The organism is Salinivibrio sp. ES.052 (genome assembly GCF_900141775.1).
Lineage (GTDB): Bacteria > Pseudomonadota > Gammaproteobacteria > Enterobacterales > Vibrionaceae > Salinivibrio.
Window position 1 is genome coordinate 1 of the sequence record NZ_FSRI01000003.1, and the last position, 17,210, is coordinate 17,210.

The 17,210-nt window shown below is 47.0% G+C and carries 20 protein-coding genes; 6 read left to right on the forward strand and 14 right to left on the reverse strand.

The features are described from left to right. Window positions 1–229: 229 nt before the first annotated feature. Window positions 230–505 carry a single-stranded DNA-binding protein gene (locus BUQ98_RS12955; RefSeq protein ID WP_074214235.1) on the reverse strand — a complete coding sequence of 92 codons (276 nt, stop codon included), beginning with the start codon at window positions 503–505 and terminating at the stop codon, window positions 230–232. An 8-nt stretch (window positions 506–513) separates the two neighbouring features. Then, window positions 514–1,635, reverse strand: a complete 1,122-nt coding sequence (locus BUQ98_RS12960; protein WP_074214745.1) for a phage/plasmid replication protein, II/X family — start codon at window positions 1,633–1,635, stop codon at window positions 514–516. Between the two features lie 118 nt (window positions 1,636–1,753). On the opposite strand from BUQ98_RS12960, the gene BUQ98_RS12965 reads away from it, so the two are divergent. Further along, complete coding sequence (locus BUQ98_RS12965) at window positions 1,754–2,185, forward strand: helix-turn-helix transcriptional regulator (RefSeq protein WP_077641507.1); 432 nt, start codon at window positions 1,754–1,756, stop codon at window positions 2,183–2,185. Between the two features lie 554 nt (window positions 2,186–2,739). Here the strand turns inward: BUQ98_RS12965 and BUQ98_RS12970 are convergent. From BUQ98_RS12970 to BUQ98_RS12985, 4 genes are all read right to left on the reverse strand, one after another. After that, complete coding sequence (locus BUQ98_RS12970) at window positions 2,740–2,979, reverse strand: hypothetical protein (protein ID WP_074214237.1); 240 nt, start codon at window positions 2,977–2,979, stop codon at window positions 2,740–2,742. A gap of 173 nt (window positions 2,980–3,152) precedes the next feature. Beyond that, window positions 3,153–3,809, reverse strand: a complete 657-nt coding sequence (locus tag BUQ98_RS12975; RefSeq protein WP_074214238.1) for a helix-turn-helix domain-containing protein — start codon at window positions 3,807–3,809, stop codon at window positions 3,153–3,155. Window positions 3,810–3,878: 69 nt separating this feature from the next. Then, entirely contained in the window at window positions 3,879–4,154 is a 276-nt protein-coding gene (locus BUQ98_RS12980; protein WP_074214235.1) for a single-stranded DNA-binding protein, read from the reverse strand. 8 nt (window positions 4,155–4,162) lie between these two features. After that, window positions 4,163–5,284 carry a phage/plasmid replication protein, II/X family gene (locus tag BUQ98_RS12985; RefSeq protein ID WP_074214745.1) on the reverse strand — a complete coding sequence of 374 codons (1,122 nt, stop codon included), beginning with the start codon at window positions 5,282–5,284 and terminating at the stop codon, window positions 4,163–4,165. A 118-nt stretch (window positions 5,285–5,402) separates the two neighbouring features. Here BUQ98_RS12985 and BUQ98_RS12990 point away from each other — a divergent pair, with 118 nt between their 5' ends. Further along, window positions 5,403–5,834, forward strand: coding sequence for a helix-turn-helix transcriptional regulator (locus BUQ98_RS12990; protein ID WP_077641507.1), 432 nt, complete (start codon window positions 5,403–5,405; stop codon window positions 5,832–5,834). Window positions 5,835–6,415: 581 nt separating this feature from the next. Here the strand turns inward: BUQ98_RS12990 and BUQ98_RS12995 are convergent. Continuing rightward, window positions 6,416–7,108: an RES family NAD+ phosphorylase gene (locus BUQ98_RS12995; RefSeq protein ID WP_074214239.1), complete on the reverse strand. Its 693-nt coding sequence runs from the start codon at window positions 7,106–7,108 to the stop codon at window positions 6,416–6,418. A 1-nt stretch (window position 7,109) separates the two neighbouring features. Continuing rightward, window positions 7,110–7,514, reverse strand: a complete 405-nt coding sequence (locus BUQ98_RS13000; protein WP_074214746.1) for an antitoxin Xre-like helix-turn-helix domain-containing protein — start codon at window positions 7,512–7,514, stop codon at window positions 7,110–7,112. A 283-nt stretch (window positions 7,515–7,797) separates the two neighbouring features. Between BUQ98_RS13000 and BUQ98_RS13010 the strand changes: the two genes are divergently transcribed. After that, on the forward strand, window positions 7,798–8,832 hold the full coding sequence (locus BUQ98_RS13010) for a Gfo/Idh/MocA family oxidoreductase (protein ID WP_074214241.1): 1,035 nt from the start codon (window positions 7,798–7,800) through the stop codon (window positions 8,830–8,832). A gap of 139 nt (window positions 8,833–8,971) precedes the next feature. Here BUQ98_RS13010 and chrA read toward each other — a convergent pair whose 3' ends face one another. Further along, window positions 8,972–10,117, reverse strand: a complete 1,146-nt coding sequence (gene chrA / locus BUQ98_RS13015) for a chromate efflux transporter (protein WP_074214242.1) — start codon at window positions 10,115–10,117, stop codon at window positions 8,972–8,974. Between the two features lie 464 nt (window positions 10,118–10,581). On the opposite strand from chrA, the gene BUQ98_RS13020 reads away from it, so the two are divergent. Continuing rightward, on the forward strand, window positions 10,582–11,502 hold the full coding sequence (locus BUQ98_RS13020; RefSeq protein WP_074214243.1) for a LysR family transcriptional regulator: 921 nt from the start codon (window positions 10,582–10,584) through the stop codon (window positions 11,500–11,502). Between the two features lie 5 nt (window positions 11,503–11,507). On the opposite strand, the gene BUQ98_RS13025 is transcribed toward BUQ98_RS13020, so the two are convergent. Further along, window positions 11,508–12,671 (reverse strand): lysophospholipid acyltransferase family protein, encoded by a 1,164-nt coding sequence (locus tag BUQ98_RS13025; protein WP_074214244.1) that lies wholly within the window; start codon window positions 12,669–12,671, stop codon window positions 11,508–11,510. A 194-nt stretch (window positions 12,672–12,865) separates the two neighbouring features. Between BUQ98_RS13025 and BUQ98_RS13030 the strand changes: the two genes are divergently transcribed. Continuing rightward, window positions 12,866–13,537, forward strand: a complete 672-nt coding sequence (locus BUQ98_RS13030) for a cupin domain-containing protein (protein WP_074214245.1) — start codon at window positions 12,866–12,868, stop codon at window positions 13,535–13,537. Window positions 13,538–13,539: 2 nt separating this feature from the next. Here BUQ98_RS13030 and BUQ98_RS13035 read toward each other — a convergent pair whose 3' ends face one another. Then, complete coding sequence (locus BUQ98_RS13035; RefSeq protein ID WP_074214246.1) at window positions 13,540–14,058, reverse strand: nicotinate-nicotinamide nucleotide adenylyltransferase; 519 nt, start codon at window positions 14,056–14,058, stop codon at window positions 13,540–13,542. A 187-nt stretch (window positions 14,059–14,245) separates the two neighbouring features. On the opposite strand from BUQ98_RS13035, the gene nadE reads away from it, so the two are divergent. After that, the gene (gene nadE / locus BUQ98_RS13040) at window positions 14,246–15,085 is read left to right on the forward strand and encodes an ammonia-dependent NAD(+) synthetase (RefSeq protein WP_074214247.1); all 840 of its coding nucleotides are present in this window, start codon (window positions 14,246–14,248) and stop codon (window positions 15,083–15,085) included. A 1-nt stretch (window position 15,086) separates the two neighbouring features. Here the strand turns inward: nadE and BUQ98_RS13045 are convergent, their stop codons facing one another. From BUQ98_RS13045 to BUQ98_RS13055, 3 genes are all read right to left on the reverse strand, one after another. Continuing rightward, window positions 15,087–15,641 (reverse strand): HD domain-containing protein, encoded by a 555-nt coding sequence (locus tag BUQ98_RS13045; RefSeq protein ID WP_074214248.1) that lies wholly within the window; start codon window positions 15,639–15,641, stop codon window positions 15,087–15,089. 85 nt (window positions 15,642–15,726) lie between these two features. Next, window positions 15,727–15,885 (reverse strand): YoaH family protein, encoded by a 159-nt coding sequence (locus tag BUQ98_RS13050; RefSeq protein ID WP_074214249.1) that lies wholly within the window; start codon window positions 15,883–15,885, stop codon window positions 15,727–15,729. A gap of 90 nt (window positions 15,886–15,975) precedes the next feature. Then, entirely contained in the window at window positions 15,976–17,106 is a 1,131-nt protein-coding gene (locus BUQ98_RS13055; RefSeq protein ID WP_074214250.1) for a conjugal transfer protein TraF, read from the reverse strand. Window positions 17,107–17,210 lie beyond the last annotated feature (104 nt).

Consider the following 17,210-nt stretch of genomic DNA (forward strand, 5'->3'; position numbering starts at 1 on the left):
TACCCTGAGCAGCCAAACGGCAAAGCTCAACCTTCTCAGATAAAGACCAATAATGAGGCGGCTTATCTTCTGAATGGTGAACTTTATTGGGCCTTAATAAGTCTGCAAAGGAATGGCTTATTGACTGAGTTGTTGGTTGTGATAACTTCATGTCTTCCATAGTGATGCTCTCAATGTAATCATGATGGTAAGCGCAGTGGGTATCCCACTACCCGCTGCGCACTCTTTGTTAAGCAACAATCGGCTCTATAAGCATGCCAAAACGTTTTAACTCCAAACCACCAAACTTATTAACAATAAAGCTAGAGTTGTGAACGGTATAAAGTCCTGCTGCATAATGTGGCTGCCCTTCTTCAATCTGTAACTTCATCTCTACCGGAAACTTGCCGCCCAAGTGCGCGTAAGCAATCTGCTCTCGTATCTCTCTGACTGGACGATCGTCTTTAGCTGGAATATTGCGCGTTAGAATGCGTTCATCTTCTTCAAAGATCTCAATTTTTAACATGGTGTTCCTCATGATGCGTATGCATGGAATGGTAAAACGTTGGTAGTCGCCACTCTGGGCAGCTGGTACCAACTGGGAATAGAAAGGGGTTTTACTTCAATAACTTCTGAGCGCTTCAATGTTGGGCACATGCGGCTAACATCAAATTGTTGTCCAATGTCGATACCTATGGCTTTCAACCTAGATTTATGCTCATAAAACTGAGAGCGCTTAAGCGTAGAGCGAAGATCTACGCCTTGTTGCCATAAAACTGCATATGACTGCGTAGCGTTAGCTGCTTGGCGGCTCTTAACCACACCCGATGATATGAGTTGGTCAGCAATAGATAAGTGAGTATCGTGCGTGGCATGTAGTGTCTTCATAGCGTTCTCGATATCTTGTAAGTGTTCGTGAAAGTCTGCTTCTGTAACTAACCCGTAGAACTGCAAGTTGTGGCGCTTTAAAAGTTTTTGTCTAAGGCTGTGCTCTTCTCGTACGACGCCCTGCTCTGCACAGTAATCAATTAGCTGGTCTATATAATTCAGTTGAGTCTCTGTAACACCGTATTTTTTACGCTTATCTCGACGCAAATGTTCTTTTAGTTCAAAGCTCTTACAGTAAAGCTTGGTCATCATCCACTCTGACGCCTCTCCCCAATTACACGTCATGCCATTAGGGTAAAGCTTGGGCTCTCGACCTCTACCAATCTGAATAGACGACATGCCCCGAATGAAGGAAGCCTCTTTCCTTGCACCCACCATGTGATTACGTGTCCAATCAATGAGCGTAATCTCAGCGCCATTACCGATAAGGCCTGAACGCTTGCCATCCTGTGACTGACGATGCTTAAGCTTGGTGTTCTTGGTAAATGGTGGTAGCCCATACTGCGCCAATACATGGTTATAAATGGCGACACAATCATCTAGTTGAGTAAGTCCAAATAGATTATCCATGCGTTGCCAACGTGACGGGTTCCCCTCCACACGGACTCGGTTGCCGTTACAACGAATCGTTAGCTTAGTGCTGTAAGAGCCTTCTAAAACCTTCTGATTAACACTGGGAGGTAAATGCTCGCCCGTCTCCATATCAACACGTTCAATCACATGCGTACCGACAAGAGGCAAGCCCCCCTCTGGGTAATCTTGTTGCATGAACAGTTGATCAATAAAAAAACCAAGCAAACCTAAAAACCTGTCAAGTACATTTTTATGTAGGCTAATATAAACTAGTATGTATATCAATGACTGAGTGCATAAAAGTAGGGTTAGAATGAAAGAAATATATACTTATGGAAGATATGACATGCTCAAAGATGTACTTAAGGAGGCCCGTAGCCGTGCAGGGCTAAAACAAAGCGAAATAGCAAAAAAAATGGGGATTACCCCGCAAACCTACCTAAAGTGGGAAAATGGAAAAACCGAGCCCAAAGCAAGCCAAGTGCACGAGTTAGCTAAGATATTGAATATAAGTGAAAGAGAAATCTGTAGCGGAAAGGCCATTAAACGAAGCAAAACGCCTATGGAGTTCTTATACAAAGCAAGTCATGCCATGAATAAAGTAAACGACACAATACTCATGATAACGCTGTGGGACTATATAGATGATGAGGAAGAGTTCATCAATAAACTCTGGGAGGCCGTTGATACTAAGAGACATTATCTCGGGGAAGCAGAGGGTCAGAGTCCGGATGTCCGGACTTAGTTCGGGTGTAACAGGAACCCGAACCTATAGCACAGCTCCCGCGGGCGGCGCTTCGCTTCCTCCGCCCCCGTGATCTGCTTTGCCCATCTCTAATGAAAGGTAGTGGTCAGGTAGGAGTAAAAGCCCTAACGCCGGCACTAGCTGAAAGCTCGCTATGGACTCGCATAGGGTGAGAGCGCACAAAACTCAACGTCAGAGTAAATTGAACGTACGCTATGGCCTCGCAGGATGGTGAGGGCACGTGCGTTTTTTAGTGTATGTGTTGGTCTCGGGCGGTTAGCTGTTGTACCGCTGCTAACCGCCGTTGTGCGCCCTTATATCACTTGCAAGCAAGTGATGGGGGGACGGGGAGATGGGGAGATGGGGAGATAGGAATTATCGGGGTATGTCACCAAATGCGCATTATGAGGTTTATATTACGGGCTAGTCTCTTGTCAGACGATTCTCGTAAACTCGCCCACGTCTTCCGGCGTTCCTAGTCGTCCAGTGCTTCGCAATGGTACTGACCGAAAACCCTCAACATAATCCTAACTTACATAATGCGCACTTGGATGTCAGAGGTTTGATGACAAATCAAATGATGCTACCAAAGACTCCCATTGGCTCTTGGTCAATTCTTCTGATGGCTCCATCATGTCATCCTTGTAGCGCGCATCAACAACAGTGACAAGATATGATTCATTATCCAGTTCTAAACGTTCTTCAACGTACAATGAAATGTCACAATCTTCTTGTTGTGATGTCCACGTGGTGCCAACTACGGGCTCACACGATACCTGATTGGTTTGTCTCATAAATTCTCCCATCACTATAAGTCGTTGGATAGACTTTCAAGCCTAAGCAACTTGGGCATTGTTCTTCGTGCAAATATACACGTCCTCGGTACATGTATTCGCAATAATTTATGCCTACCTTACCGCAAACCGGACATATGTCCGGCCGCGTATATCGATAGGCGCTATGACCATTACACATGATCGTGGCGAAACTTCTTCGCTAGCAGTGTTAATGTGAGCGCTTGTGCATCAACCTTAAAATGGCGTGCAACTTGTTCCAGCAATTCATCTAAATGCATGGCCATCATCGGTGCACTTGGTCCAAGCTTGTCATAAAAAATGATAACGCAATCTTCCACCGCATCTTTGGAAAGCGGCGAGTCTCTATCAAGCAAAGAAACACGCTTGACCATATCGTAACAAGTTAATGCCCTGGGCAGTGGCGGATTATATTTATCGACAGGTTTATATTTAACGCCATTTTCTCTCGCTATGTACTGCACTCGGCGGAAAGGTATGTTTAACTTTTTAGCAAGCGCACTCCCGCCAAAAAGAGGATAATTATCAATGATATAATTAGCTATCTTCTGACATGTACTCCCCATTGAAACCACACCCAGCTTACGCGCCATACTCAAAACTGACTGATGTGTACGCCCTAGCTCTTTAGCAATCTCTTTGCGTGTTTTACCCTGAGCAGCCAAACGGCAAAGCTCAACCTTCTCAGATAAAGACCAATAATGAGGCGGCTTATCTTCTGAATGGTGAACTTTATTGGGCCTTAATAAGTCTGCAAAGGAATGGCTTATTGACTGAGTTGTTGGTTGTGATAACTTCATGTCTTCCATAGTGATGCTCTCAATGTAATCATGATGGTAAGCGCAGTGGGTATCCCACTACCCGCTGCGCACTCTTTGTTAAGCAACAATCGGCTCTATAAGCATGCCAAAACGTTTTAACTCCAAACCACCAAACTTATTAACAATAAAGCTAGAGTTGTGAACGGTATAAAGTCCTGCTGCATAATGTGGCTGCCCTTCTTCAATCTGTAACTTCATCTCTACCGGAAACTTGCCGCCCAAGTGCGCGTAAGCAATCTGCTCTCGTATCTCTCTGACTGGACGATCGTCTTTAGCTGGAATATTGCGCGTTAGAATGCGTTCATCTTCTTCAAAGATCTCAATTTTTAACATGGTGTTCCTCATGATGCGTATGCATGGAATGGTAAAACGTTGGTAGTCGCCACTCTGGGCAGCTGGTACCAACTGGGAATAGAAAGGGGTTTTACTTCAATAACTTCTGAGCGCTTCAATGTTGGGCACATGCGGCTAACATCAAATTGTTGTCCAATGTCGATACCTATGGCTTTCAACCTAGATTTATGCTCATAAAACTGAGAGCGCTTAAGCGTAGAGCGAAGATCTACGCCTTGTTGCCATAAAACTGCATATGACTGCGTAGCGTTAGCTGCTTGGCGGCTCTTAACCACACCCGATGATATGAGTTGGTCAGCAATAGATAAGTGAGTATCGTGCGTGGCATGTAGTGTCTTCATAGCGTTCTCGATATCTTGTAAGTGTTCGTGAAAGTCTGCTTCTGTAACTAACCCGTAGAACTGCAAGTTGTGGCGCTTTAAAAGTTTTTGTCTAAGGCTGTGCTCTTCTCGTACGACGCCCTGCTCTGCACAGTAATCAATTAGCTGGTCTATATAATTCAGTTGAGTCTCTGTAACACCGTATTTTTTACGCTTATCTCGACGCAAATGTTCTTTTAGTTCAAAGCTCTTACAGTAAAGCTTGGTCATCATCCACTCTGACGCCTCTCCCCAATTACACGTCATGCCATTAGGGTAAAGCTTGGGCTCTCGACCTCTACCAATCTGAATAGACGACATGCCCCGAATGAAGGAAGCCTCTTTCCTTGCACCCACCATGTGATTACGTGTCCAATCAATGAGCGTAATCTCAGCGCCATTACCGATAAGGCCTGAACGCTTGCCATCCTGTGACTGACGATGCTTAAGCTTGGTGTTCTTGGTAAATGGTGGTAGCCCATACTGCGCCAATACATGGTTATAAATGGCGACACAATCATCTAGTTGAGTAAGTCCAAATAGATTATCCATGCGTTGCCAACGTGACGGGTTCCCCTCCACACGGACTCGGTTGCCGTTACAACGAATCGTTAGCTTAGTGCTGTAAGAGCCTTCTAAAACCTTCTGATTAACACTGGGAGGTAAATGCTCGCCCGTCTCCATATCAACACGTTCAATCACATGCGTACCGACAAGAGGCAAGCCCCCCTCTGGGTAATCTTGTTGCATGAACAGTTGATCAATAAAAAAACCAAGCAAACCTAAAAACCTGTCAAGTACATTTTTATGTAGGCTAATATAAACTAGTATGTATATCAATGACTGAGTGCATAAAAGTAGGGTTAGAATGAAAGAAATATATACTTATGGAAGATATGACATGCTCAAAGATGTACTTAAGGAGGCCCGTAGCCGTGCAGGGCTAAAACAAAGCGAAATAGCAAAAAAAATGGGGATTACCCCGCAAACCTACCTAAAGTGGGAAAATGGAAAAACCGAGCCCAAAGCAAGCCAAGTGCACGAGTTAGCTAAGATATTGAATATAAGTGAAAGAGAAATCTGTAGCGGAAAGGCCATTAAACGAAGCAAAACGCCTATGGAGTTCTTATACAAAGCAAGTCATGCCATGAATAAAGTAAACGACACAATACTCATGATAACGCTGTGGGACTATATAGATGATGAGGAAGAGTTCATCAATAAACTCTGGGAGGCCGTTGATACTAAGAGACATTATCTCGGGGAAGCAGAGGGTCAGAGTCCGGATGTCCGGACTTAGTTCGGGTGTAACAGGAACCCGAACCTATAGCACAGCTCCCGCGGGCGGCGCTTCGCTTCCTCCGCCCCCGTGATCTGCTTTGCCCATCTCTAATGAAAGGTAGTGGTCAGGTAGGAGTAAAAGCCCTAACGCCGGCACTAGCTGAAAGCTCGCTATGGACTCGCATAGGGTGAGAGCGCACAAAACTCAACGTCAGAGTAAATTGAACGTACGCTATGGCCTCGCAGGATGGTGAGGGCACGTGCGTTTTTTAGTGTATGTGTTGGTCTCGGGCGGTTAGCTGTTGTACCGCTGCTAACCGCCGTTGTGCGCCCTTATATCACTTGCAAGCAAGTGATGGGGGGACGGGGAGATGGGGAGATGGGGAGATAGGAATTATCGGGGTATGTCACCAAATGCGCATTATGAGGTTTATATTACGGGCTAGTCTCTTGTCAGACGATTCTCGTAAACTCGCCCACGTCTTCCGGCGTTCCTAGTCGTCCAGTGCTTCGCAATGGTACTGACCGAAAACCCTCAACATAATCCTAACTTACATAATGCGCACCAAGGGTTAATTTGTTAACATACAATCTTGTCGATTACGCCATTGAGTAAATCTTCTCGACCTGACTGATTTCTTTTCCGTTCCAAATCATTTCTGCATGGAAGCATTGTATGACGTCGCTAACGACTTGTGGCGTAGACATCGCCCAACAGCTCCCTTTTTCATTTCGTACTGAGTTGTAGCGGATCCCTGTTAATGTATCATCTTGCCGAACCTGACGACCAAGCGCCTGTGCCGCAGAGTAATCAATAAGGTCGTAGATTGGATCGGTCATTGGCTTATCGCACACATCAATCACTTTATCGTCATCAAATGTGAAACGAAGCGCCCTAAACACCAAGCGATCATAGTGAAGCCCATTAACATCAGTCCAATACTTGCGCTGGTGATACATGACTTCCTTTAAAGCGGTTTGTGCGGTGTCACCGATATACAGCATCCCAAAGCTGCCATCAGCGAAACGTGAACCATCACGATTAATGTGAGTAAAGGCGGCGACAGCGTAGCTACGCCCACGCTCACGCTCACAGTGGTACGGGATTTCTTCCGGCTTAATCAGGGATACATCGCCCACTTCATCGAGAATACGTGGATTCGTCAATGCTTGCAGTTGATACATCACCTCAAAGTCCTCAGGATTGAGGACATCATCAAACAAGTCAATCGTCGGGTACTTAGACGGAATGAGCCTATATCCTACCGCTTGATTTTCTCGAGCATTCGGCATTTTACCCCCACTGACCTGAACGTAAAGCGTCGACACGACAGAACACTTCGTAGAGGTCAGCAAACTTGCCGCTACTAATAATAGATAAAGGAGCCCGCCCTTCGAAGTAAGCGTTTTTGTTCTCCATAGACATGAACCCCTGAACGTTCTCTTGGTTATCGAAGATGATTCGAAGACTACCGTGGATGTTTGCGATGTAGCTTAAACGCTCAAGCTGATCATCATCCATCGATATCGTGTCTGGGTTAGCCTTGTACTTTTGGAACGTAGACCTTGGTATACGAAGAATTCGTTGCATGTCTGCTCCGGCACATCCCCATCCTTCCATTATGTTTACAGCAGCCTTGAAGCCGACCTGAGCCATTTTCTTCTTGTCTACCGCTTTTAGTGCTTGTGCTGCTGTCATATCATTCACCATTTCATACTTGCACACTCTCATTGTGGACCCAATGTTTAATATTGTCCACAGTGAGACAGAAGATCTTACACAGCTCGCGACATTCTTTCGTCTTGGATTGACCAAACCTTGCAACCGTATCAACAACCTAAAGCATTCTTCTGATGTCGCCCTTTTGTATGCCTTGGCGCATTCAACAGCGATGAATTATCACACCTCATCTCGCTTGGATTGATTGGCATGTCGATGTCCGATAAAGTGCTGATAATACGTCGTCATGCGAGTGAGCTTTATGATAAAAACAGCTTTGGTGGGTTTTGGCTTTTCTGCCAATACATTTCATGTTCCTTTTCTGAGCACAATCTCTGAGTTTGCTATTTCAGCTGTTGTGTCCAGTAAGCCCGATCAGGTTGCACAGCGCTTGCCTAAAGCGGCCTGCTTTGATGATCTCAGCACCTTATTAGCGCAACAAACCCCGGATTTGGTGGTGATCACCACGCCCAACCACCTCCACTACCAACATGTTAAACAAGCATTAGAAGCCGGTTGTCATGTCTTAGTGGAAAAGCCTTTTGTCACCAATAGTCGTGATGGCCTTGAGCTGGCCGCGCTGGCTAAACAGAAAGGCTTAGTATTGTGCCCCTACCATAACCGCCGCTGGGATGGTGATTTTCTCACTCTGAAAGGCTTACACCTCGCAGGCGAGCTCGGTGACATCAAAGTCATGCACTCTAGCTTTAATCGCTACCGCCCAGAGGTTCGTCAACGGTGGCGTGAGCTACCAGGTGAAGGCGCCGGTATCTTGTATGATTTGGGCTCACATTTAATTGACCAAGCACTGCACTTATTAGGGGATCCGAATGCGGTTTCGGCTAGTTGCCGCGCACTCCGCCCAGGCAGTGAGACGACAGACTACTTTCAAGTCACCCTGCATTACCCAGACAAAGAGGTGGTTCTTTCCTCAAGCCCCTATCGATCTGGGACCACAGAGCGTTTTGTTGTTCATGGTGAAAAAGCGACCTTTAGTACGTTTGGTTTAGATATCCAAGAAGATCAACTACGCGCCGGTTTAATGGTCACCGTCTCCGGTTTCGGAGAACAAGCGTATCAGGGAATGCTTGAGGTTGGTGACAGCGTCACACCTGATCCCTTGACCTTAGAAGATGGCCAATACCATCGACTATTCGACGGGTTAGCTCAGGCAATTACAAATGACCAACCCTCGCCTGTTTGCCCTATCTCCGCCAGCAAAGTTATCTATGCCATTGAGCTGGCACAAACAGCCTCTGATACGGGCAGTCGCCAACCCTGGCAGTTCCAAGCCTGATCCTCACCAATTGATGAATAAAGCTTAGCTACATTGACAGATGTGACTGAGCTTTTGTTGAACAACCACTAAAGTTATAGTGCATTATAATACAAAAATATAGCCCAGAACATGGCTGGGCTACAAAATTGGGCGCGTATTACGCGAGAGTAAACTGATACACCATCATCAATAGGAGCAACCAAAACACTGAAACACGCCACTTGATAAGTGCCATTAAACCTAGCGTAATAGGCAATAAATCAAGGGGTTGCGCATAGGCAGACACCCATACAGGTTGGTAAAGCGCGGCAGCGAGTAACCCCACGACACTGGCATTAATGAGGCTGATGGCACCGGCTAAACGAGGCTGCGTTTTCACCGCCTCCCAAATGGGTAAAACACCAAACATCAGCAACGCGCCAGGCAAGAAGATCGCGATGGTGGCAATAATACTGCCCCAAAGCGGTGACAAGCCCTCAACACTGGCACCCAAGTAACTTGCCATGGTAAACATAGGGCCTGGCACAAGCTGTGCCGCCGCATACCCTTCAATCAACGCAGAATCTGTGACAACGTCACCAACTATGGGTTCGAGTAAAGGTAGCACTACATGGCCACCACCAAACACAAAGCTCCCTGCCTGATAGAAAAGATTAAACACTTGTACCCAGAGTGTCTGGTTAAACAACCAAGGCACCGTTAGCAATAATAAAAACAGGCCAATAATAATGGCACTACGACGCCACGCAATAGACACCGGTGTGTGGCTCTGTTGCGGTTTTGCAAACCCTATTGCGCCAACCATGCCGGCGACCAAAATGGGCAGAACTTGGTACAACACGCCTGAAGGCGTCAGTAACAACCACAATGCCGTTATAACTGCGACAGCGGCATTCACCCACGAGCTGATAAACTTTTTACCCATCGACACCGTCGCATCAATCACGACCACCACCGCCAATAACTTCGCCGCACTGATGATCGTTGCCACCCAGTCTGATGCTTGTGCGCTACTGTTTAGTACCGCCGCTGCCGTCAATAAGACAAAGGAAGGTAAGGTAAACGCCACAAACGCGCCAAACGCCCCCAGATAACCCGCGCGCTGATAGCCAATATACATGCCTAACTGACTGCTCCCCGGGCCAGGTAAGAACTGACTGATTGCCAGCCCCGAGGCAAACGTCTCTTCGCTTAGCCATCGCTTATTCTTGACAAATACCCGCTCGAAATAACCCACATGAGCGGCAGGTCCGCCAAAGGACATACAGCCCAATAGAAAAAACTGTTTGATCAACTCTATCATTGCTTACCTCCTGCTAAGAGTGTAAGCGAATAGAACAATGAACAAAAACAAGACATTTTGATTTTATAAATTGATATTATTAATACGAAAAGGAAGCTCAGACGCATCCGACCCCCAACATGTAACTTTACAACACAAATAAAAGTGAGCGCTTACAACCCTTAGATTTAAATGTCCACACAGGGAAACAGTTTTAAATTTTAATTATAAAACAGTATTTTAATGCATCTATGTTTTTCAGAGGGAATAGCAGTGAGAGGATGACACATCTCAGAAAAGGGCAAACGACGTCCCCTTTCCCACTAACTTAATGTCACAATATAGGGGGAGTTTAATAAAATGAATTCGAAACAGTATCCGCGACCATCGTTAGCGCCCAAGCGAAAGTGACGTTGTCACGAAGACTCCTGCCAGATACCGTTATATGGTAGTGTTACCCTATTAACGAAATGGATGTGTGTATAATGCTCGAATACCTTCAACAAATCGTTGTGTTGGCTGCCGTTGCGCAAGAGCAGCACTTTACTCGCGCAGCAGAAAGACTGGGAATTTCTAAATCTCAAGTGAGTAAACAGGTTCGATACCTTGAAGATCGGCTTGGTGTGCAACTGGTGCAGCGCAACACGCGATCCGTCTCTTTAACCGAAGTGGGTAGCCGATATGCCGATTATGGAAGCCAGGTAATCGCGACCTTAGATGAAGCCGAAGCGATGGTCGCGGGTTACCGCAATGAGGTGACGGGTAAACTAAAAATTGGCGTCGCGCAGTCGTTTGGTAATACATTAATGACGCGCCATTTTGCTAAATTTCGACAAGCGTATCCCGCGCTTAATCTGGATATCAGCCTATTTGATCACCGCCCTAATCTGGTGGAAGAAGGTTATGATTGCTGGGTCGCAATCCATGAACACCCGCCTGAAGGAATGGTAGCCAGAAAGCTCGCTGACTGTCAGTTTAAACTGGTCGCAGCCCCTGATTACCTCACCATACGTGGCACTCCGCCACAATTAAGCGAGTTACGTCATCATGACTGCATTACCTATCAAAGTCGTGAGCGTCGTTATGATAAATGGCCTTTCTCAAAGGCGGGTAATAAGCAAGTCGTTCATGTCAGTGGACAGTACACGATTAATAACGCACCAGCGGTGCTTGAGGCGGTAAAAGCTGGACTAGGGATCGCTTATCTAGCCACCTATTTACTGACTGATGAATTAGAAACTGGTGAATTGGTCGAGATACTGCCTGAATGGCAACCCTGCCTGGAGCTACCCATTTATATTGTTTATCCAAGACGTAAACATCTCGCGCCAAAAGTGAGAGAGTTTGTTGATTTTATGCTTGAGGAGATTGGCGACCCTCCAAGTTGGGATCGCCATGATAAGTGACGGCGTCACTTATTCTGCTCGGCAGCGAGATAGCTCTCTTGATTATCACTGGCAGGCGACGTGGTATATTGGTTGAGAACAGGGTTTGCATACATTTGACGTAAATAATCACGTGTCGTTTCTGGCGCTTGTGCAACCTTCTGTTCATACAGGCGCTGTTCTGCTGGCGTGACACTGTCATGCTCCACACCGGCAGCAATATAGTTTGCTGGATATAAGCGGTATAACTGATGGATTTGCGCATCAATCTTCGCTGCCATCGACTCTGGCGTATCTTGTGACAGCGTCACAGGCTCGCCAAACGCCACATGCACATGCCGTTTGTCACCGACAATCCCCTTCACAATGGTCTGGATATCCTCAAACTCGCTCTTTTCGTACGCCCCTAACCGATTTACGGCATCCAGCTCACTCGCTTTATCGAGATCGCACGGGTCGTTTTGATAAGAGATGGCCACAGGCACCACATTCAGGGCTTCCATATAACGATCAAAATCTTGCTTACGTTTTCGCCCTTCCATGAAGAACATTTTTAAGATCGCCGGATCGGTAACATCTTGTCCTGTCTTCGCTCGCCCTTCTCGTTGCGCAATCCAAATGGACTGACCTTCGTCGAGAGAGAGGCGCAAGTAAGCTGACAGTTGTGAGAGCGATTTCATCATCTCACGAGGGGCTCTGGCCGAACGCTTTACAATAAAGCTTTTATTGAGTTTCATTAGTTCCGTTGCGCAAGGCTTACGCAGTAAGTTATCGCCAATGGCTATTCTTACCGTGTCTAACCCCTGTTGGTGTAAACACCAATTCACCAAGGCGGGATCCATCGCAATATCTCTATGATTAGAGACAAATAAATACGCATTGCTTGGATCCAATTTTTCTACGCCCGAAACAGTGACTTTATCGCATGTTGTTTTGATCATCTTGCGCATATAACTGGCAACATGCAACTGAACATCTTGGACCGTTTTGATGTTGTTCCACTTTTTGGTCAGATACAATTTCAAAGCAGGCTTGAGTAGCCAACCGAACGGACCTGATGCGTGCGGATAGCGATAAGATAAAATCGCATTGATGAACTCATCATCTTGAATCAGACGCTGGATAGCATCGGGGACTTCGTCGTCGTGATAAGGCCGAATTTCTTGAAAAGGATCGTTAACTGTCTGCACTTTTTTCCGTTATATCTAATAAAAACCGCGTTATTCTACGCAGTCAAAAAAGGATTCAAAGTGAATCCACCGTCATTTTACACAGGTTGGAGGTCAGACCTTATCTCGCCACAGGAGTTCCCTTTGCAGCTGTTGACTTGACCTCGACAACAAAAGTGCTCACCATTGCCGCCTTGTTAAGTTGAGACACTGTTATGAAGTACACCAGCGAACATACTCTTTACCACTTATCATCACTGACATTTACCCCTCGTAAACGCCGCTATACGGCCAGCTTACTGTATGTCGAGGACGGCTTAGTATGCGTTCGCTTAGGGAAAGCAGATATCCCTGTGCATAGTAGCCAAGGATTTTGGCTGCCTTTTGGGTGCCTGCATGCGCTGACCATACCGCCCAACACACGTGTTCATCAACTCGCTATTTCGCCACGCATTAAGCGCGACTTGCCCACTCCTGCCGGCCATGTTGATTTGTCGCCCTTACTCATTGCGAGTTTTGTTGCACTCTGCAGCCCAGACTATCAGGCTGCACGATCAGCGCAAGCACGCCGAGTTCAAGATGTCATGTTAGATCAGGTTTCGCTACTGACACCCATCCAAGACTTTGACTGGCAAACGAAAAGCCTTGCTGACTGCGTAGCTCGCGCACAAGTTGGCCAACCACCGGCAAATGCGGATCAACACCACCAATTACAGACACTCACCCATCTTACTATGGATGATTTGCATGAGTATTTTACCGTGAGACAACTCCGGGCGGCACTGAAGTCGGGCCAAACACTGCAAAAAGCCGCAGCGTCCATCGGCATAACAGACACGGATGCGGCGTCGCTGTATGCCCGCTACACCAAGACCTTCGAGAGCTAGCGTTAAGCGCTAAAGGCCGATGCAGTTAACTGTGCTGCTACACGTGGCGTGGTCAAGTCACTAATTGACAGGCCTTGTTGTAGACGTTCACGAATATGAGTACTGCGTACTGCCACTTTTTCTGGCATGCCTAACACTGACCAGCGCGATAATATTTTCTCACTATGGGCGAACTGACCGAACTTAATCAAATTGTCTGGCCCGACGACAAAAGTCAATGCAGCGTCTGGGTAGTCTTGCTGCAGAGCACTCAATAGCATAAAAGTTGTGACAGGCTCCCCTTTTTTCCCAAGGAAAGCTTCGCACCGGCAGAGCTTAAGATTGGGCAATGCTAAATCATCAATCAATGCCTGTACCCAATGACAACGCGAATCGTAAGACGCCATCGCTTTTCCCCAAGCATGCTTATAACTGGGGACAAGGAGTACCTGGTCAAAGTGGTTAAGCTGCTTAAGAACCGAGGCGTGGCCTTGGGTCGGTGGATTAAAGGCGCTACCAAACACTGCAATTTTCTCTGTCATACATCTCTCTTTATCAACCCGTCTTAAGCGCGGGAATGATGCCATGAATCTAATCAAAAGCCTAACACGTAGCGATTGAGGCTGGGAGATTGATTTGGCTATACCCAAGGCGGTAGAGATCATGCACAATAAAGCGCAGTAAAGCTTTCACTTACGTTGCATGCCAGAGTTATTGAGAGGAAAGAACATGGAACATCAGATCCGCGAAGAAATGCGCGTTCAATCCACCATTGATCCAGAGATAGAAATCCGTCGCCGTATTACCTTTATAAAAACCATGCTGCAACGCTCAGGTACACGTAGCCTGGTGCTAGGTATCAGCGGCGGCGTTGACTCTTCAACATGTGGACGACTGGCACAGTTAGCGGTTGAAGAGCTTAATCAAGAAACTGGCAAGGAGCAATATCAGTTTATTGCCGTTCGCTTACCCTATGGTGAGCAAAAAGATGAGGACGAAGCACAACTTGCTTTGTCATTTATCAAGCCAAGCAAGGTCGTGACCGTCAACATTAAACAGGGTGTCGACGGCACACATCAGTCGGTATTGGATGCCGTATCTGCGGTAGGTTTAGTGCCTGATAGCGACAGCCGTATCGACTTCGCCAAAGGAAATGTGAAAGCCCGCGCGAGAATGGTTGCGCAATACGAAATAGCGGGATTAACCCAGGGCCTAGTCATGGGCACCGATCACTCTGCAGAAAACATCACCGGGTTTTATACTAAATTTGGCGATGGTGCCTGTGACCTCGCGCCACTATTTGGTCTTAATAAGCGTCAAGTGCGCCAATTAGCCGCCACCTTGGACGCACCTGCCGTCTTGGTCAATAAAGTGCCTACTGCAGATTTAGAGGATTTATCACCACAAAAGGCCGATGAAGAAGCGCTACAGCTGACTTACGATCAGATTGATGATTTTCTTGAGGGTAAGCCTATTGATGATGCAGCTAAAGAGAAGATTATTAGAGTGTATCAATCCACACAACATAAACGGCAACCAATCCCTACGATTTATGATATCGACGCTTAATTTACGATATTGATGCATGTAGTTGATGATCTGGATGCCGGTCTGCTTTTTGTCCGGCATCAATCAACCCATCTAATTCTTGCCACAAGTTGTCACACAATCCTGGCCGAAAGACCGCCACTCTAAAGCCGCCGTGTTCACGCTGATACTGCTGAAAGCGTGAGAGGCTATGCTCACTGCTCGCGATAACATTGGCCAAACGATCACATGTTTTAACAATAAGCGCTAACCAAGCCGCCTCGTCCGTCGGATCCAGGACGATCAATCGTTGATTTAACGCACGCTTTCGCTCCTCACGATTAGGCCGGCTCGGATCAGTCACTAACATCACCGCTCGGGCTATCGTTGGACCGAAAAGCACAGATATCTCATCAACACGTGTTGCCGTGTCTTCCAGAATGTCATGCAATTGCGCCACAATACGAGCCTGTTCACCAAAAGGCGCGGCAATTCGCTCGACATGATCGAGATGGCAGCGATAAGGTTGGGCACCATAACGTTGCAGTGCGTGCCGCACCCTCGCCCACTCGCGCGCCTTTTCAAGCCGATTGCTCATCCGACACTCCTTTTACTGATCTCCTTTAAATAAATCAGGGATTGGTCGAATTGTAAATAAAAAGGCGATTTGTTTGCAGCTTGTCTCACTCTTCAGGCGAGGATGCCTGCGCTGCTTGCGTTCTAATTTCGTTAGCAACCTGCATAATTGCCTCGCCACTGCTCATTCCTTCCGCCATCAGCGCATGAATACGCTCTGCCGCTTCTTGTTGTTGTTCATGGTTTAACGTCACGCCATCAAACATCGGGTTGCTCTCTTAGTGATAGGTCGTAGTGATACAAAAAAGCAGGCCATTTTAGGGCCTGCCTTGTCGTTTGTCATCCAAAATGCAGCGTTAGAAAGTAAACGCCAGCTGTGCCGAGCCACCATAGCTATTGCTATCAATAATACTGGCAGCAATGTCGAAGTTGGCCACACCAAAGGGAGACAACCCTAAACCGAGCGTAAACGCATTATCAACGTTATCTTCCAGATCCGCGCGATAACCCGTGCGCAATTGAGCATGCCCAAAGGCGTCAAACTCTGCCCCAATTCGGAAAAATTGGGTGTCGTCATCCACATCCAGGGAGCCTTTGAAACCTTTCTTCTTGTTCAAGTCTAAATCTGCCGCCAAAGTGACAAAGTCAGACACAAACGCCGAGCCAAGCGTGATTTGTGGCTCAAGTTCATACGTGAAACGGTGGCCTGTTCTGGCACTGGTAACGGTATCAACATCTTGGCTAACGAGGTTTTTTCCTGCTAGCCCCACTCGATAAGGACCGGATTGCCAGACTGCCCCAAGATCGAGGTTAAAGGTATTTTCTTCTTCACGGTAGCGGCTATCATCCCAATTATCCGTATCGTACTCATCAACCGAAACGCCATAATTATAAGTGGTGATTCTTTGCAGTTTCGGTGTGACACCCACCGCCACACGCTGTCCCGCCAATTCTAGGTTGGTAGCGAGCGCCACCCCTAACTCGCCGACTCCGGCAGCAATAATCGTCGCATTTGAATTGGGGTTGGAGGTTAAGCCAAAGTCACTGGTGTCAATATCAGGTAAGATCGCCCCTTCAATTAAGCCCGACGTATACAGAGTCGCCGAAACAGACCCCGTAGGAATACCCACCGCAGCACCTAGGCCGGCATCAAGGTAGGCTTTATCGCCTTGCACCGCTCTCAATGACTGTTCGATTTGATTGGTATCGTTGGTGTCAAAGGCGTCTGCGACATCATCCAGCCCATCAACAAGTTCATCGGGGTCACGCACCTCAGCGCCGAGATAAGGCACTAGTACTCCAAACGCGCTGTCAGGGTCAAGCGCGGCCAGCGCAGGATTGTGGAACCCCGCTGAGAGATAATCCCCCGATGCAACGCCAACCCCGCCCATTGCATTACCGCGCGCGTCGGTTGGATTGGTTGCAGCCATCGCACTGGATGAGCAAGCGGCTAAAGCGAGAACGAGCGCTTTGGTTTTAAAAGTCATTGGGCTGCCTCTATGTGTCCGATTAGCGATTAATAGCAAGGATAGAGGTTAAACCCGAGGGACGGACGGCATTCACTAAAACCTGTGAGCTTTATCAAACTCCC

What these genes read in the sequence shown, in the direction of transcription:
- BUQ98_RS12955 (WP_074214235.1), bottom strand. Translation starts at nt 505, where the DNA reads ATGTTAAAAATTGAGATCTTTGAAGAAGATGAACGCATTCTAACGCGC.
- BUQ98_RS12960 (WP_074214745.1), bottom strand. Translation starts at nt 1,635, where the DNA reads ATGCAACAAGATTACCCAGAGGGGGGCTTGCCTCTTGTCGGTACGCAT.
- BUQ98_RS12965 (WP_077641507.1), top strand. Translation starts at nt 1,754, where the DNA reads ATGAAAGAAATATATACTTATGGAAGATATGACATGCTCAAAGATGTA.
- BUQ98_RS12970 (WP_074214237.1), bottom strand. Translation starts at nt 2,979, where the DNA reads ATGAGACAAACCAATCAGGTATCGTGTGAGCCCGTAGTTGGCACCACG.
- BUQ98_RS12975 (WP_074214238.1), bottom strand. Translation starts at nt 3,809, where the DNA reads ATGGAAGACATGAAGTTATCACAACCAACAACTCAGTCAATAAGCCAT.
- BUQ98_RS12980 (WP_074214235.1), bottom strand. Translation starts at nt 4,154, where the DNA reads ATGTTAAAAATTGAGATCTTTGAAGAAGATGAACGCATTCTAACGCGC.
- BUQ98_RS12985 (WP_074214745.1), bottom strand. Translation starts at nt 5,284, where the DNA reads ATGCAACAAGATTACCCAGAGGGGGGCTTGCCTCTTGTCGGTACGCAT.
- BUQ98_RS12990 (WP_077641507.1), top strand. Translation starts at nt 5,403, where the DNA reads ATGAAAGAAATATATACTTATGGAAGATATGACATGCTCAAAGATGTA.
- BUQ98_RS12995 (WP_074214239.1), bottom strand. Translation starts at nt 7,108, where the DNA reads ATGCCGAATGCTCGAGAAAATCAAGCGGTAGGATATAGGCTCATTCCG.
- BUQ98_RS13000 (WP_074214746.1), bottom strand. Translation starts at nt 7,514, where the DNA reads ATGACAGCAGCACAAGCACTAAAAGCGGTAGACAAGAAGAAAATGGCT.
- BUQ98_RS13010 (WP_074214241.1), top strand. Translation starts at nt 7,798, where the DNA reads ATGATAAAAACAGCTTTGGTGGGTTTTGGCTTTTCTGCCAATACATTT.
- chrA (WP_074214242.1), bottom strand. Translation starts at nt 10,117, where the DNA reads ATGATAGAGTTGATCAAACAGTTTTTTCTATTGGGCTGTATGTCCTTT.
- BUQ98_RS13020 (WP_074214243.1), top strand. Translation starts at nt 10,582, where the DNA reads ATGCTCGAATACCTTCAACAAATCGTTGTGTTGGCTGCCGTTGCGCAA.
- BUQ98_RS13030 (WP_074214245.1), top strand. Translation starts at nt 12,866, where the DNA reads ATGAAGTACACCAGCGAACATACTCTTTACCACTTATCATCACTGACA.
- BUQ98_RS13035 (WP_074214246.1), bottom strand. Translation starts at nt 14,058, where the DNA reads ATGACAGAGAAAATTGCAGTGTTTGGTAGCGCCTTTAATCCACCGACC.
- nadE (WP_074214247.1), top strand. Translation starts at nt 14,246, where the DNA reads ATGGAACATCAGATCCGCGAAGAAATGCGCGTTCAATCCACCATTGAT.
- BUQ98_RS13045 (WP_074214248.1), bottom strand. Translation starts at nt 15,641, where the DNA reads ATGAGCAATCGGCTTGAAAAGGCGCGCGAGTGGGCGAGGGTGCGGCAC.
- BUQ98_RS13050 (WP_074214249.1), bottom strand. Translation starts at nt 15,885, where the DNA reads ATGTTTGATGGCGTGACGTTAAACCATGAACAACAACAAGAAGCGGCA.
- BUQ98_RS13055 (WP_074214250.1), bottom strand. Translation starts at nt 17,106, where the DNA reads ATGACTTTTAAAACCAAAGCGCTCGTTCTCGCTTTAGCCGCTTGCTCA.